Origin of the sequence: Streptomyces sp. NBC_00988 (assembly GCF_045162645.1) — a bacterium.
Lineage (GTDB): Bacteria > Actinomycetota > Actinomycetes > Streptomycetales > Streptomycetaceae > Streptomyces.
This window is the reverse complement of the sequence record NZ_CP108730.1, coordinates 4,324,380-4,339,659: the sequence shown is the minus strand read 5'-3', so window position 1 is coordinate 4,339,659 and position 15,280 is coordinate 4,324,380. Positions and strand designations below refer to the sequence as shown.

The following is a 15,280-nucleotide window of genomic DNA, read 5'->3' as shown; positions in this document are numbered from 1 at the left end:
TGGAGTCGGTGGTGTGCGGACACACTGGGCCTCGTGCCGGACACGACTCACCCGAACCCCGGGAACCTCGGGAATCTGCCGCCCGAGACCCATAGTTTCGTCGGGCGGCGTGTTGAACTCGCCCTGCTTCAGGCCGCGTTGGACCCGGGGGCCGGTCCGGCGGGGCGGCTGGTGAGCGTGGTCGGGGTCGGCGGGGTCGGCAAGACGCGACTCGCCCTGCGGGTGGCGGCGGAGGTGCGGGACGCCTATCCCGACGGTGTCTGGCTGACCGAGCTGTCCCCCTTGCACACCCCGGGACTTGTCGACCTCGCCGTCATGGAGACCCTTCGGCTCGCCGACCAGTCGACCCGCCCCGTGATCGACGTCATCGCCGAATGGGCCCACCGCAAACGGCTGTTGATCGTCCTCGACTCCTGCGAGCACCTCCTCGCCGACTGCGCCAAGGTCGCCGCCGCGCTGCTGTCCCGGGCACCCGGGTTGCGCATCCTCGTCACCAGCAGGGAACGGCTCGCCCTGCCCGGCGAGGAGGTCCTCCACCTCGAACCGCTCCCCGTGGACGACTCCGCCCCCGCGGGTGACGCCGTGGCCCTGTTCGCCGAGCGTGCCGCGGCCGCCGGGCGCCCGTTGAGCGACGACGACGTGGCCGGCCGTGCGATCGCCGCCGCCGTCTGCCGACGCCTCGACGGCATCCCCCTCGCCCTCGAACTCGCCGCCGCCCGCCTCGCCGACCTCACCCTCGACCAGCTCCACGCCCGCCTCGGCGAACGCCTGCCCTCGCCCTCCGATCTGCCCTCGCCCCTGGACCTGTTGAGCTCCGCCCCCGGTGAACGCCCGCCCCGCCACCAGACGTTGCGCACCGCCATCGGCTGGAGTCACGAACTCTGCGCGCCCCTCGAACGCCTGCTGTGGGCGCGACTGTCCGTCTTCACCGGCGGTTTCTGCACGGAGACCGTCCAACAGGTGTGCGCGGGCGGCCCGTTGGCCCCGGAGCGGATCGCCGGGCTGCTCGCGAGGCTCGTCGCGCAGTCCATCGTCCTGCCCGACCCCGTCATCTCGGCCCGCTACCGGATGCTCGACACCGTCCGCGAGTACGGCACCGACTGGCTGTGCGCCCTCGGTGAGGAACGCGCCGTACGGCGCCGCCACCGCGAGCACTACGCACGCCTCGCCCAGCAGGGCTGCGCCGAGTGGAACACCGGACGGCAGGTCGCCTGGTGCGAGCGCGTGCTGAGCGAACACGCCGATTTCCGGGCGGCAGTCGAAAGCGCGCTCGCCGAACCGGACCGTACGGCGGCCGTGGAGATGGCGGGCCACGTCGGGTTCCTGTGGCGGCACTGCGGCTACCTCCGCGAGGCCCAGGCCTGCCTCGACCAGGCCCTCGCCGCCGACCCGCCGCCCGGCCACGGCCGCACCCTCGCCCTGTGGTCGCGCGGCGCCGTCGCCATCCTCCAGGGCGACCAGGAGGCGGCGGCCAACTGGGCGGTCCGCTGCGCCGACGCGGCCCGCGACCAGGGCTCCCCGGTCGCCGCGGTCGCCGCCGTGTACGTACGGGGCGGCCAACTGGCCCTCACCAGCCGCCTCGCCGAGGCCATCGACGTCCTCGCCGCCGCACCCCAACTCCCCATACAGGACGACGCGTTCGGTGCCGCCCAGCTCCAGGTCCGGCTCGCGCTCTCCCTCGCGCACGTCCTGCGCGGCGAGTACGAGCGCGGGCGCGAGGTCTCCGACGAGGTGCGGACGGCCAGCCGGAAACAGGGCGAGTACTGGTGCGGGGCGTACGCCGACTGTCTGATCGCCCACGCGGACCTCGCGCGCGGCGACGTACCGGCCGCCGTGCGGGGCGCCCGGACCTCGATCGCCGGCCACGCCCTGCTGCACAACACGGCCGGCGCGGCCCTCTCCCTCGATGTCCTGGCCGCCGCCGTCGCGACGACCGGCGACGCCCACCGCGCCGCCCGCCTCCTCGGCATAGGCACCCGCCTCTGGGAACTCACCGGCCGCGCCCAGATGGACTCCCCGGACCTCATCGCCACCCGCCGCACCTGCGAACTCCGCGTCCGCGAACACCTCGGCGACGACGCCTACGAGACGGGATACCGGGAGGGCCTGGCGATGTCGTACGACGAGGGAATCGCGTACGCGACGAGCCGGCCCGGCGGTCAGTGACGCGGGGTGGGGCCGCCGAACGGCAGGAACAGGGTCCGGGTCGCGATCAGCCAACTCCCCTCCACCTTGCGGAAGTTGTCCTCGTAGTGCCCGACCTGGACCGGGGGACCGGCGGTGACCTGGCCGCCGTGATAGCCGTCGATCCGGTACGTCGTGAAGTACGCCGTCGAGATCGCCGTGCCGGGGGAGGTGAGGGTGACGAGGACGTTCGACATCAGCCGCCGCGAGAGCCGCCCGGCGGGACGGGAACCGAAGTACTTCCGCAACGCCCCCCGCCCCTCCACGAGCCGCTCGCCGTCCGGCCACTCCCAGGTGCCGTCCTCCGTGAACAGCTCGGCGACGGAGGAGGGTTCACCGAGATCGAGCCGGCGGACGAAGTCCAGGATGACGCGCTCACAGGCACGTTCGGCGAGGAGTCGCTGCAAAGGGTCCAGGTCCATGGGGTCGTTGGTACCAGCCGCACCCCTTGCCCCACGAACGAATTACACCGCCACGTACGTCACCGGTTCGCTCCCCGTCATCTCCTCCGCCTGGCCCAGTTTGACCAGTCGGCGGAGGTGCGCCTCGGCCTCCGAGACCGCGATGTTCCTTGACTGGTACGGGATTTGGGCCCAGGGGCGGTTCCACTCCATCCGCTCGGCGACCTGCCAGGGCGTGAGGGGTTCGGAGAGGAGGGAGAGGAGGTCGGCCAGGCGGTCCTCGTGGTGGGTGAGCAACTCCCTTACGCGACCGGCCGCGTCGGTGAACGTGTGCTGGTGGGCCGGGAGCACCTCCGCCGGGGCCAGCCGGCCGATCCGCTCCAGCGAGTCGAGGTAGTCGCCGAGCGGATCGGGGAGCGTGTCGTCGTCCGGGTCCTCGTACAGGCCGATGTGCGGGGTGATCTCCGGGAGCAGGTGGTCGCCGGAGAACAGGCGTCCGTGGCCCGGGAGTCGGGCCGGGTGGTTCTCCTCCAGGTGCAGGCAGACGTGGCCGGGGGTGTGGCCCGGGGTCCAGATGGCGCGCAGTCGACGCCCTGCCAGGTCGAGGAGTTCGCCGGGGACGATCTCGCGGTCGGGGAGGGCGGGGGCCAGGCCCGGCACGCTGCGCGGGCGGGCGGCGCGCAGGGGTGCGAGGTGTTCCTCGGGGGCGCCGGCCGCCGTGAGCTTCGCGGTCATGTACGCCAGCCAGCGGCCCGGTTCGGTGGAACGGGCCCGCCGTACGATCGCCGTGTCCGCCGCGTGCATCGCGAGCCACGCCCCGGACGCCTCGCGCACCTGTCCGGACAGGCCGTGGTGGTCGGGGTGGTGGTGGGTGATGAGCACGCCGTGGACCTCGCCGACCGACGTCCCGCAGGCCGACAGGCCCTGGACCAGCGTGTCCCACGAGGCCGGGTCGTCCCAGCCCGTGTCGACCAGGACCGGTCCGCGGTCGGTGTCGACGACGTAGACGAGGGTGGTCCCCAACGGGTTGTCGGGGATGGGGACTTCGATGGAGCGGACGCCGCCGCCGTGGTCGTGGACCTGCCCCATGGACGTCATGGACTCCCCAATCGCCGCCTTCCGGTCACTATACGTGGACTCCATCGACCGGAACTGGTATTCAGTCTTCGTATCTGATGGATCGTCAGACAGCGGTACCGGGGAGGCAATCGGCCATGACCGAGCTCGTGGAACACCGACAGCTGTTCATCGGCGGGGAGTTGACCGATCCCCTGGGCACGGACGTCATCGAGGTGATCTCCCCGCACACCGAGGAGGTCATCGGACGCGTCCCGCACGCGTCCACGGCGGACGTGGACCGGGCGGTCGCGGTGGCCCGCCGCGCCTTCGACGAGGGACCCTGGCCGCGCATGACCCTCGACGAACGGGTCGCGGTCGTCACCCGCATCAAGGACGCGATCGCCGCCCGGTACGAGGAGATAGGCCGCGTCATCTCCTCCGAGAACGGGTCGCCGTACTCCTGGAGCATCCTCGGGCAGGCCCTCGGCGCGATGATGGTGTGGGACGCGGCGATCACCGTCGCGAAGAGCTTCACGTACGAGGAGTACCGAGACGGCGTCCTCGGGAAGATCCTCGTGCGCCGGGAGCCGGTCGGGGTGGTCGCGGCCGTAGTCCCGTGGAACGTCCCGCAGTTCGTGGCCGCCGCCAAGCTCGCGCCCGCGCTGCTCACCGGCTGCACGGCGATCCTGAAGCCGTCGCCCGAATCGCCCCTGGACGCCTACCTGTTGGGCGAGATAGCGAAGGAGGCGGGGCTGCCGGACGGTGTCCTGTCGATCCTCCCGGCCGACCGCGAGGTCAGTGAGTACCTCGTCGGACACCCCGGCATCGACAAGGTCTCCTTCACCGGTTCGGTCCCGGCCGGCAAGCGTGTGATGGAGGTCGCGGCCCGCCATCTCACGCGCGTGACGCTGGAGTTGGGCGGCAAGTCGGCGGCGATCGTGCTGCCCGACGCGGACATCGCGACCGCCGTACCCGGCATCGTCTCGGCCGCCTGGATGAACAACGGCCAGGCGTGCGTCGCCCAGACTCGCATCCTCGTACCCCGCTCGCGCTACGACGAGTTCGCGGACGCGTTCGCGACGGCGGCGAGTGCCCTCGTGGTCGGCGACCCGCTCGACCCGGCCACCCAGGTCGGCCCGTTGGTCGCCAAGCGGCAGCAGCAGCGCAACCTCGACTACATCCGCATCGGCCAGGAGGAAGGCGCCAAGATCCTTACGGGCGGCGGCCGTCCACCCGGCCTGGACCGCGGCTGGTACGTCGAGCCGACCCTCTTCGGCGACGTGGACAACTCCATGCGCATCGCCCGCGAGGAGATCTTCGGCCCGGTCATCTGCCTCCTCCCGTACGGCGACGAGACCGAGGCCGTGAAGATCGCGAACGACTCCGACTACGGCCTCAGCGGCAGCGTCTGGACCGGCGACGTGGCCCACGGCATCGACATCGCCCGGCAGGTCCGCACCGGCACCTACAACGTCAACACCTTCAGCCTCGACATGCTCGGCCCCTTCGGCGGCTACAAGAACAGTGGTCTGGGACGGGAGTTCGGGCCGGAGGGCTTCTCCGAGTTCCTCGAACACAAGATGATCCACCTCCCGGCCGGCTGGGAGGGGTGACCCGGCGATGGGCGACCGCTGGCAGGTAGAGGTCGACCGCTCCATCTGCATCGGCTCGGCCCAGTGCACCCACCAGGCCCCCGACCGCTTCCACCTCGACGCGGCCATGCAGTCCCACCCGGCCGAACCGGAGACCGACGCCAACGAGAGGATCCTCGCGGCGGCGGAGGGGTGCCCGGTGGAGGCCATCATGATCACGTTGCTGGGGAGCGGGGAGCCGGTGTTCCCGCCGGAGGAGTAACTCGCCCTGGTTCAGCGGCCGGTGGCCCCGGGAGGGCGAATCCCAGGGGTCACCGAGGCCAGCCGCTTCCTGATCGTGCCCGCCTCCGGCATGCCGTGTTCCGTGTACAGGGCGAGTGCGCGCTCGTAGTGGTGGGCGGCGCGGGCGGTGTCGTCGAGTGCGAGGTGGGTTTCGGCCAATCCCGCGTGGGCGTGGGCCTGTTGGCCCGGGTTGCCGATGTCCTCGGCGATCGTGAGGGCGTCGGTGTGGTGGGTGAGGGCGTCGGTGGGGTGGCCGGCGGCCCGGGCGGCTTCGCCGAGGCCGTTGAGGGCTCTGGCCTCGCCGTCGCGGTCGCCGTTGCGGGAGTAGAGGGCGAGTGCCTGGCGGTGGCACTCGGCGGCCTGCGCGTGGTGGTCGCGGCGGGAGTGGACGATGCCCAGGCCGCGTAGGGCACCCGCCTCGCCATAGCCGTCGCCCACCTCTCTGAGCAGGGTCAGGGCCTGTTCCTGGTGGTGAGCCGCCTCGTCGAGGCGGTCGAGGCACGTCTCGACCGTGCCGAGGTCCATGAGCGCGTGGGCCTCCAGGTAGCGGTTGCCCGCGCGGCGCAGCAGGGCCAGGGACTGGTGGAGGTGGTCGGCGGCATCGTCGTAGCGGCCCAACTGGCCCTCGACATGGGCGAGATTCTTTAGCGCGATCGACTCGCCCGATGTGTCCTCGATGCTCCGGTACAGCAGCAGCGCCTGTTCCAGGTACTCGACGGCCGACAGGAAGCGGCCCAGGCGTTCGTCGACCAGGCCGAGGTTGGTCAGGGCGCGGGCCTGGCCGGTGGGGTCGCCGGCCTCGCGGAACCGGGTCAGGGCCTCCTGGAGGTGGCGGCGGGCCGGTTCGTGGCGGGCCAGTTGGTAGTGGGCGGTGCCGATGCCGAGCAGGGCGCGGGCCTCGCTCGCCGGGTCTTCGAGCAGGCGGGCGGCGTCGCGGGCGTGGCCGTGGATCGTGAGGCCGTCGGTGTGGTGGCCGCTGATGAGGTGGCGGTACAGGGTGAGGGAGAGCCGGATGGCGTGCGCGGGCCGGCCGTGGGCGGCGGTGTGCGCGGACATCGCCGTCAGGCAGGTCCGCTCGCTGTCCAGCCAGGCCCGTGCCGCGTCCGGATCCGACAAGTCGGGGACGGGGGCCGAGGTTTCGGGAGCGGCGGGGCGCAAGTGGGCCTCGGCCGGGTGGAGTTGGTCCATGGCGGCGGCAGCGGTGGCGAGGTAGTGGTCGAAGAGCCGGTCCAGCGCCGACTCCCGCTCCTCCGGCGGATCCTGGGCCGTGGCGAGCCCGGCGGCGTAGGCCCGCAGCAGGTCGTGCATGCCGTACCGGGCGGTGTCCGCGCGCTGGATCAGGCGGGTGGGGGCGCTGCGGGCGTCCGGCGTGGATGTGCCGGTCGGTGCGGGGGCGGCGTCCACGCGCTGCACCAGATGGGCGCGGGCGAGGACCTCCAGGGCGCGGCGGGCGTCCGGCACCGTGCTGCCGGTGAGCGCGGCGGTGGCGTGTGCGTCGAGGTCGGGGCCGGGGTGCAGGCCGAGCAGCCGGAACGTGCGGGCCGCCGCCGTGGGCAGCTGCCGTAGCGACCAGGAGAAGACCGTGACGACGGCGGCCCGGGGGTCGCCCTCCGCGTCGAGGAGGTACAACCGCCCCTGTTGGTCGGCGAGTTCGGCGACGAGGTCGGTCAATGGAGTGCCGGGGCGGGCGGCGGCGAGTTCCGCGGCGACCCGCAGCGCCAGCGGCAGCCGGGCGCACTGCGCGGCGAGGGTGTCCACGGCGGCGGGCTCGGCCTCGGCGCGCGGGCCGATGAGTCGGCGCAGGAGCGTGCGGGCCGCGTCGGCGGGCAGCAGGTCGAGGTCGAGACGCTGGGCGCCCTCCCGTGCGACCAGCCCGGCCAGGCTGTCGCGGCTGGTCACCAGCACCGCGCAGGAACCGGTGCCGGGCAGCAGCGGACGGACCTGCTCCACGGTCGCGGCGTTGTCCAGCACGATCAGCATCCGCCGGTCCGCGACCTCGGTGCGGTAGCGCGCCGCCCGGTCGTCCGGCTCCGGCGGGATGTCCTGTTCGGACACCCCGAGCGCGGTCAGGAACCGGACCAGCGCGTCGGGGGCGGTCACCGGACGGTCGGGGTCGTAGCCGCGCAGGTTCACATACAACTGGCCGTCCGGGAAACGGTCCCGGGCCCGGTGCGCCCAGTGCACCGCCAGTGCCGTCTTGCCCACGCCCGCCGTCCCGGACACCGCCGACACCACGACGGCGGTGGGCTGCCGCCCGCTCGCGCTCAACACCTTCTCCAGCCGGGCGAGTTCATCCTCGCGCCCGGTGAACCCCGCAACGTCCAGGGGGAGTTGAGCGGGTACGACCCGGGCGCGCTCGGTGCCGCCGCCGGACGGGGTACGGGAAGGGGTGGCCTTCCCGGTCAGCAGGTCCTGGTGTTCTTGCCGGGCCTCCGCCCCCGGGGTGGTGCCGAGTTCCTCGGCGAGCCGTCTGCGCAGACCGGCGTAACAGGTGAGTGCCTCCGGGGTGCGCCCGGCGGCGTGCAGCGCCCGCATCAGCGCCACGGTGAGCGGTTCGACCAGCGGGTGCTCGGAGACGAGGGCGGACAGCGTGTCGATCACCACGAGGTGCCCGCCGACCCGGAGTTCGGCGTCCGCCCAGACGAGCACGGCGTCGACGTACTGACGCAGCCAGTTCTCCCGGGTACGCCCCGCCCACTCACCCGGCAGCCCGGCCAACGGTGTGCCCCGCCACAGGCCCATGGCCTCCCGCGACGCCAACACCCGTGCCGTAGCGGAGACTTCACCCCGACGGGCCCGCGCGACCAGATCCCGGAACCGGTGCGCGTCGACCAGCTCCGGCGCGACATCGAGGCGGTAGCCTGCGGCGCCGCGCACCAACACCGGTGCGGGGGTGGGGATTTCGGAGTCCGCAGCGCCCCCGCCGTCTCCGCGGAGCTGGGGCCCCGACTCCGCCAGGACCCGGCGGATACGCGCGACATGGGCGTACAACGTGCCGCGCACCTGCGCGGGCGGGTCCTCGCCCCAGACCCGGTCGATGAGGGTCTCGGCCGGCACCCAGCGGCCCGCGTCCACCAGCAGTGCCGCCAGGACCGTGCGCCGCTTGGCGGGGCCCAGATCGACCGGACGGCCCGCCACCCATAACTCCACGGGCCCCAGCAGCCGAAATCCGCTCACGCCCGTCTCCACCGTCCCACCCCACGTGCTTCACAGGTTCTCCACCGCGCACCCAACCACCTGCCCACCTGCGGGACAAGGTTTGCGCAAGGTCCACGACCACCTCCCTCCGCCACCTTGGACACGGCAACTCGCCCGCACCACGGACGACTTGATCCCGTGGGTGGCACCCCGAGTGATGGAGGAACACAGAGAATGAAGCGGATCCTGGCCAAGGCCGGCATCGCCCTGGGAAGCGTGGCCCTGGCCACCACCGGCGCGTTCATCACCGCCGCCCCCGCGAACGCGGCACTGTCGGACTGCCCCTCCGGGGGACTGTGCGCCTACCTCGGCGTCAACGGCGCGGGCGACCCCGGCGTGGTCTACGGCGACAACACGAACCTGCTCCAGTACAACAAGTTCAACAACGCCGAGTCGCTGTACAACAACGGCAACAACTGCAACGTCCGGATCTACTCGGGCACGGGCTACACGGGTTCCAGCTACATCATCCCCAAGGGCTACTACAGCGGCTCCCTGGCGAACACCGTGTACTGGCACAACGTCGCCTCCAACGACTGGTGCGTGTGAGCACAACCACGGCGCGGCGGACACTGCTCACGGTGCTCCTTGTGCTGACCGCGGCCGGCTGCTCCCTCGGGGGTGAGCAGTCGGCCCGCGGGCCCGAGGCGCTCGACGTCCGTCCCCTGGCGGGCGCCACCGTGTCCACGTACGCCGACGCCGTACGCCTGCACGACCGCGAGGAACGCGCCGTCGCCGCCTGTATGAGCGCCCGCGGCCAGACCTACACGGCACAGCCCCGCACCGCCTCCGCACGCGGCGAGGAGACCAACCCCTACGGCCTGCTCACCGTCCGGAAGGCGACCCAGGACGGTTACGGCGTCGTCGGCGAGTACCTCTACCAGCGGTCCACCCCCGTCCCCGCGAGCGAACCCCACCAGGCCGCCTGGCAACGGGCGTTGACCGGCACCCCGGCCCACCGGGTGAGCCTGCGCCTGCCCGACGGCGTCAGCCTCGCCTACTCCACCGACGGCTGCGTCGCCCGGGCCCGCACCGAGCTCTACGGCGCGGACTGGAACACGGTGGAGCCCCTCACCGTAGGCCTGGTGAACCGTGTGCTCGGGGCCGTGGAGAAGAATTCCAACTACCTTGCCGCCGTGCGCCGTTGGTCCTCGTGCATGACCAAGGCGGGGCACTCGGCGAAGGACCTCCAGGCGCCCCGGGAGGCCGTCAACTCCCGTCTGCGGAAGGCCGTGTCGGACGAGACGGCCCTGCGCGCGCTCGGCAACGACGAGATCCGCACCGCACGCGCCGACGCGGAGTGCCAGGCGGACACGGGACTGTCCGAAGCCGTCCGGGATGCCCAACAGGCCGTAGAGAAGCGGCTGTTGACGGCGGCCGACAGGAAGACGGTGGCGAGTTACGTGGCGGACAGGCGCAAGGCGCTGGCCTCCGCCACCGCATGAACCACCGGGCTGGACGGACTAGTTGGGCTGGAGCGTGGCGAACAGTGCTCGGACCCGGGTGCCGTCGGCCTGTGCCCAGGCGCCGGTGACCTGGCCGAGCGCGTCCTCGGGGGCCGTGGAGCCGGGGGTCAGCACCCGGTGCAGCCGCAGGGTCGGGCCGTCCGGTGCGGCGAACTCGGTTGTCTCGTCCGTGTCGTTGGGCGCGCCGAGGGCGGGGATGGGCGCCGTACCGGTCCAGGAGCGGGCGACCTCCCGGTCCAGGGTGTGGGAGACGCTCTGCGCCTGCGCCTCCACCCGCCCCTCGATGAACGCCGCCAATCCGGCGGTCAGCACCGGGTCGTGGCAGCCGTCGTAGGCCCAGCGCGGACCGAGGACACCGTGCTCCATGGTGCCGACGAGGGCGTGTTCGGCGCCGGGGAGCGGGGCGGCCCGGTAGGTGAGCGGCACGAGGTAGGCGCCCTGGCCGTCGGTGACGACCATGAACTCGATGCCGACCTCGCCCTCGGGGTCGTCGAGCCGGAACCCGCCGGACTTCACCAACTCCGGTTCGGGGGAGCCGTGATACCAGGCGCGGGTGGGCAGCCAGGTGGTGAGGAGTTCGAGCTTCGTGGGCTTCAGGTAGGTGCGGTGGATGATCGCCATGGGGGAATTATCGGTCCCCGGCCCCGCCAGGTTCCGTGAGATCGATCAATCGGCACACCGTCTCGATGTCGATCTTCACCTGGGCGATGGACGCCCGCCCCGAGAGCCAGGTGATCAGCGCCGAGTGCCAGGTGTGCTCGATGACCCGGACCGCCGACAGCTGCTCGGGCGTGGGGTGTTCGAGGCCCATCGCGTCCAGGATGATCACCGTGGTCTGGCGGGAGACCTGGTCGACCTCGGGGGAGACGCTGCGGTCCGCGAAGGTCAGCGCGCGGACCATCGCGTCGGCGAGGTGCGGCTCGCGCTGGAGCGCGCGGAAGGCCCGCATCAGGGTCTCCGCGACCCGCTCGGCCGCCGTGTCACCGCCCGGCGGCTTCTTGCGGAGCGTGCCGTGCATGTGTTCCAACTGGTCCTGCATCGTGGCGACCAGGAGATGCACCTTGGACGGGAAGTACCGGTACAGCGTGCCGAGCGCGACCTGCGAGGACTCCGCGACCTCCCGCATCTGCACCGCGTCGAACCCGCCCCGGCTGGCCAGCTGCGCGCTCGCGTGCAGGATGCGGCGCCGCCGGGCCTCCTGCCGCTCGGTGAGGGGCGGCGAGGTCCGCGCAGTGGCTTCGGGCTTGGCTTGCGCTGGCATGGCTCCCGATCCGTGACTGTCGGTGAGGGCGGGTGATCACACCGATCATGGCAGGGCGTCGGCCGTGGTGTGAATCACCTGATCCACTTCTCACAGCACCCGTACCGGCCGGTAGATTCAGAACCTCCTGGACGATCAAGTCTGAAACTTGTTCTAGATTAGCGTCCCGGCGTAATCTCGCGGGACAGTGCAGGGAGAAGGGGGCTCAGAGTGACCGCTGAGGCCAGTCAGGCGGGTCCCCAGGAGGACTCGGCAGCCGACGGCGAGCGACCGCTCCGTATCGCACTCCTCACCTATAAGGGGAACCCGTTCTGCGGGGGCCAGGGCGTCTACGTCCGCCACCTCTCCCGCGAGTTGGCCCGCCTCGGGCACCGCGTCGAGGTCATCGGCTCGCAGCCGTACCCCGTGCTCGACGAGGGCTACCCCGACATCTCCCTGACCGAGCTGCCCTCGCTCGACCTCTACCGCTCACCGGACCCCTTCCGCACCCCGAAGCGCGACGAGTACCGGGACTGGATCGACGCCCTCGAAGTGGCGACGATGTGGACCGGCGGCTTCCCCGAGCCCCTCACGTTCTCGCTCCGCGCCCGCCACCATCTCCAGGCCAGGCGCGGCGAGTTCGACATCGTGCACGACAACCAGACGCTGGGTTATGGGTTGTTGGGGGATGTCGGCGCGCCGCTGGTGACGACGATCCACCACCCCATCACCGTGGACCGGCAGTTGGAGCTGGACGCGGCCGAGAACTGGCGCCAGCGCATGTCCAAGCGCCGCTGGTACGCGTTCACGCGGATGCAGAAGCGGGTCGCCCGCCGCCTGCCCTCCGTGCTCACCGTCTCCGGTACCTCGCGCCAGGAGATCATCGACCACCTCGGCGTCCGCGACGACCGCATCCACGTCGTCCACATCGGCGCCGACACCGACCTGTTCTCCCCGAACCCGGCCGTACCGCAGGTGCCGGGCCGCATCGTCACCACGTCCAGCGCGGACGTCCCCCTCAAGGGCCTCGTCTTCCTCGTCGAGGCCCTGGCGAAGGTCCGCACCGAACACCCCGACGCCCACCTGATCGTCGTGGGCAAACGCCCCACTGAGGGCCCGGTCGCCCAGGCCGTCGAGCGCTACGGCCTCGAAGGCGCCGTCGACTTCGTGAAGGGCATCTCGGACGCCGAACTCGTCGACCTGGTCCGCTCGGCGGAGGTCGCCTGCGTGCCCTCGCTGTACGAGGGCTTCTCGCTGCCGGCGGCGGAGGCGATGGCCACGGGTACGCCCCTCGTCGCCACGACGGGCGGGGCCATCCCGGAAGTCGCCGGACGCGACGGCGAGACCTGTCTGGCGGTCCCGCCGGCGGACCCGGGCGCACTCGCGACCGCCCTGAGCCGGCTCCTGGCCGACCCGGCACTCCGGGCCCGACTCGGCGCGGCGGGCCGCGAACGCGTCCTGGCCCGCTTCACCTGGGCGAAGGCGGCCGAGGGCACGGCGGCCAGGTACCGCGAGGCGATCGCCGCAGGCCGGACGGGCAGCGCGGCCTCGGCATCGTTGTCGCCCTCTGCAACTCCTTCTCCTTCCCCTTCTCCCTCTCCGACCAGCGTTACCGGCGTCTCTCCCGAAAGCAGGGCCACGTGCTGACCGTCGACTTCTCCCGGTTCCCGCTCGCCCCTGGCGACCGTGTCCTGGACCTCGGGTGCGGTGCCGGGCGGCACGCGTTCGAGTGTTATCGGCGAGGGGCACAGGTCGTCGCCCTCGACCAGAACGCCGAGGAGATCCGCGAGGTCGCCAAGTGGTTCGCGGCGATGAAGGAGGCCGGCGAGGCCCCCGCCGGAGCCACCGCCACCGCGATGGAGGGTGACGCGCTCCAACTCCCCTTCCCCGACGAGTCGTTCGACGTCGTGATCATCTCCGAGGTCATGGAGCACATCCCCGACGACAAGGGGGTGCTCGCCGAGATGGTCCGGGTGCTGAAGCCCGGCGGCCGCATCGCCATCACCGTCCCGCGCTACGGCCCCGAGAAGATCTGCTGGGCCCTGTCCGACGCGTACCACGAGGTCGAGGGCGGCCACATCCGCATCTACAAGGCGGACGAACTCCTCGCCAAGATCCGCGAGGCGGGCCTCAAGCCGTACGGCACGCACCACGCGCACGGGCTGCACTCGCCGTACTGGTGGCTGAAGTGCGCGTTCGGCGTGGACAACGACAAGGCGCTGCCGGTGCAGGCGTACCACAAGCTCCTGGTCTGGGACATCATGAAGAAACCCCTCGCGACCCGGGTCGCCGAACAGGCGCTGAACCCGCTGATCGGCAAGAGCTTCGTGGCCTACGCGACCAAGCCGCACCTTCCCCTGGCGGAAGCCAAGTGACCACTCCCCGGACAGAACACCTCGTCCTGCCCGGGGTCCTCACCGCGGAGCAGGCCGCCGCGACCGTCGCCGGCATCCTCGCCGTGCAGCGGGAGGACGGGGCGATCCCGTGGTTCCGGGGCCATCACCTCGACCCGTGGGACCACACCGAGGCCGCGATGGCGCTGGACGCGGCGGGCGAGCACGAGGCCGCGGAGCGGGCGTACAACTGGCTTGCCCGGCACCAGAACGAGGACGGGTCCTGGTTCGCCGCGTACGCGGACGGGGATCCGGATGCGGTCACGGACCGGGGGCGTGAGACCAACTTCGTCGCCTACATCGCCGTAGGCGTCTGGCACCACTACCTCGCGACCGGTGACGACACGTTCCTGGACCGGCTGTGGCCGAACGTCTTCGCGGCGGTCGAGTTCGTGCTGCGGTTGCAGCAGCCGGGCGGGCAGATCGGGTGGAAGCGGGAGGACGACGGTACGGACACGGCGGACGCCCTGTTGACGGGTTCCTCGTCGATCCATCAGGCGTTGCGGTGTGCCCTCGCGATCGCCGAACAGCGTGAAGAGCCGCAGCCCGACTGGGAGTTGGCGGTCGGGGCGCTGCGGCACGCGATCCGGCGGCATCCGGAACGGTTCCTGGACAAGGGCCGTTACTCGATGGACTGGTACTACCCGGTGCTGGGTGGTGCGTTGACCGGTGCGGAGGCCAAGTCCCGGGTGGAGGAGGGCTGGAGCCGGTTCGTCGTGCCCGGGCTGGGTGTGCGGTGTGTCGTCCCCAACCCGTGGGTCACCGGCGGTGAGTCCGCCGAACTCGCCCTTGCGCTCTGGGTGTTGGGCGAGTCCGATCGGGCGTTGGAGATTCTCCAGTCCATTCAGCACCTGCGTGATCCGGAGAGCGGGCTGTACTGGACCGGGTACGTCTTCGACGACGATGCGGTGTGGCCGCGCGAGCTGACCACGTGGACCGCGGGGTCGTTGCTGCTTGCGGTGGCCGCGTTGGGGGGCCATGACGCGACGTGCGCGGTCTTCGGCGCCGAGCATCTGCCGTTGGGGCTGGATCCGGACTGTTGTTGAGCGCGAGCCGGTGGGAACTGTGTGCTCAGCCCCCACCGGACAGTGCTCAGCGGTGAACCTTGTTGGCGATCGCATGCCCGATGAACAGGTACACCACCGCTGCCAGGCCGTAGCCGCAGATGACGCGCGCCCACGCCTCGTCGAAGGTGAACAGGTCGCGGGACCAGCCGGCGAGCCAGTTGGCCGAGCGGTGGACGAACTGCACGAGGTCGTTCGCGCGGTTGGCGTCCAACAGGTACATCAGAATCCAGAGGGCCAGGATGAGGGCCATGATGTCGGCGATGATCACGATGACATTGCCGACCGAGTTCGAACCGCGTCGGTAGTAGGGGGACATGCCAAGCGGATTGCCGCTTCCGACGCGATGAAACCCGGCCGGACGAAACCCGTACGGTCCCGCCCGGGTGGCGCGCGCGGCC

14 protein-coding genes are annotated in these 15,280 nt (G+C 71.6%); 8 read left to right on the top strand and 6 right to left on the bottom strand.

The window, feature by feature from the left end; all coding sequences use genetic code 11:
- Positions 1-33: 33 nt before the first annotated feature.
- Positions 34-2,166, top strand: coding sequence for an ATP-binding protein (locus OG496_RS19730; protein WP_405971811.1), 2,133 nt, complete (start codon positions 34-36; stop codon positions 2,164-2,166).
- Here OG496_RS19730 and OG496_RS19725 read toward each other — a convergent pair.
- Together OG496_RS19725 and OG496_RS19720 are read right to left on the bottom strand one after the other, a co-directional pair.
- On the bottom strand, positions 2,160-2,606 hold the full coding sequence (locus tag OG496_RS19725; protein WP_405971810.1) for a nuclear transport factor 2 family protein: 447 nt from the start codon (positions 2,604-2,606) through the stop codon (positions 2,160-2,162). The two genes, OG496_RS19730 and OG496_RS19725, sit on opposite strands and share 7 nt — an antisense overlap.
- Positions 2,607-2,648: 42 nt before the next feature.
- Positions 2,649-3,674, bottom strand: coding sequence for an MBL fold metallo-hydrolase (locus OG496_RS19720; RefSeq protein WP_366491394.1), 1,026 nt, complete (start codon positions 3,672-3,674; stop codon positions 2,649-2,651).
- Positions 3,675-3,799: 125 nt separating this feature from the next.
- Between OG496_RS19720 and OG496_RS19715 the strand changes: the two genes are divergently transcribed.
- Complete coding sequence (locus OG496_RS19715; protein ID WP_405971809.1) at positions 3,800-5,257, top strand: aldehyde dehydrogenase; 1,458 nt, start codon at positions 3,800-3,802, stop codon at positions 5,255-5,257.
- Between the two features lie 7 nt (positions 5,258-5,264).
- Positions 5,265-5,498, top strand: coding sequence for a ferredoxin (locus tag OG496_RS19710; RefSeq protein ID WP_033281857.1), 234 nt, complete (start codon positions 5,265-5,267; stop codon positions 5,496-5,498).
- A gap of 11 nt (positions 5,499-5,509) precedes the next feature.
- Here the strand turns inward: OG496_RS19710 and OG496_RS19705 are convergent, their stop codons facing one another.
- Positions 5,510-8,695, bottom strand: a complete 3,186-nt coding sequence (locus tag OG496_RS19705; protein ID WP_405971808.1) for an AfsR/SARP family transcriptional regulator — start codon at positions 8,693-8,695, stop codon at positions 5,510-5,512.
- A gap of 195 nt (positions 8,696-8,890) precedes the next feature.
- On the opposite strand from OG496_RS19705, the gene OG496_RS19700 reads away from it, so the two are divergent.
- Together OG496_RS19700 and OG496_RS19695 are read left to right on the top strand one after the other, a co-directional pair.
- Complete coding sequence (locus OG496_RS19700; protein WP_366491153.1) at positions 8,891-9,265, top strand: peptidase inhibitor family I36 protein; 375 nt, start codon at positions 8,891-8,893, stop codon at positions 9,263-9,265.
- The gene (locus OG496_RS19695; RefSeq protein ID WP_405971807.1) at positions 9,262-10,161 is read left to right on the top strand and encodes a hypothetical protein; all 900 of its coding nucleotides are present in this window, start codon (positions 9,262-9,264) and stop codon (positions 10,159-10,161) included. The genes OG496_RS19700 and OG496_RS19695 overlap by 4 nt, the downstream gene beginning before the upstream one ends.
- Positions 10,162-10,179: 18 nt before the next feature.
- Here the strand turns inward: OG496_RS19695 and OG496_RS19690 are convergent, their stop codons facing one another.
- On the bottom strand, positions 10,180-10,803 hold the full coding sequence (locus OG496_RS19690; protein ID WP_405971806.1) for a maltokinase N-terminal cap-like domain-containing protein: 624 nt from the start codon (positions 10,801-10,803) through the stop codon (positions 10,180-10,182).
- A 7-nt stretch (positions 10,804-10,810) separates the two neighbouring features.
- On the bottom strand, positions 10,811-11,443 hold the full coding sequence (locus OG496_RS19685) for a TetR family transcriptional regulator (protein ID WP_365299915.1): 633 nt from the start codon (positions 11,441-11,443) through the stop codon (positions 10,811-10,813).
- Positions 11,444-11,653: 210 nt separating this feature from the next.
- Here OG496_RS19685 and OG496_RS19680 point away from each other — a divergent pair, with 210 nt between their 5' ends.
- From OG496_RS19680 to OG496_RS19670, 3 genes are read left to right on the top strand one after another with little or no spacing between them, the layout of a single operon-like run.
- Positions 11,654-13,069, top strand: coding sequence for a glycosyltransferase family 4 protein (locus tag OG496_RS19680; RefSeq protein WP_405971805.1), 1,416 nt, complete (start codon positions 11,654-11,656; stop codon positions 13,067-13,069).
- Positions 13,063-13,797: a class I SAM-dependent methyltransferase gene (locus OG496_RS19675; protein ID WP_318016035.1), complete on the top strand. Its 735-nt coding sequence runs from the start codon at positions 13,063-13,065 to the stop codon at positions 13,795-13,797. The genes OG496_RS19680 and OG496_RS19675 overlap by 7 nt, the downstream gene beginning before the upstream one ends.
- Entirely contained in the window at positions 13,794-14,861 is a 1,068-nt protein-coding gene (locus OG496_RS19670) for a prenyltransferase/squalene oxidase repeat-containing protein (RefSeq protein WP_405971804.1), read from the top strand. The genes OG496_RS19675 and OG496_RS19670 overlap by 4 nt, the downstream gene beginning before the upstream one ends.
- A gap of 46 nt (positions 14,862-14,907) precedes the next feature.
- On the opposite strand, the gene OG496_RS19665 is transcribed toward OG496_RS19670, so the two are convergent.
- Positions 14,908-15,198, bottom strand: coding sequence for a hypothetical protein (locus OG496_RS19665; RefSeq protein WP_033281865.1), 291 nt, complete (start codon positions 15,196-15,198; stop codon positions 14,908-14,910).
- Positions 15,199-15,280 lie beyond the last annotated feature (82 nt).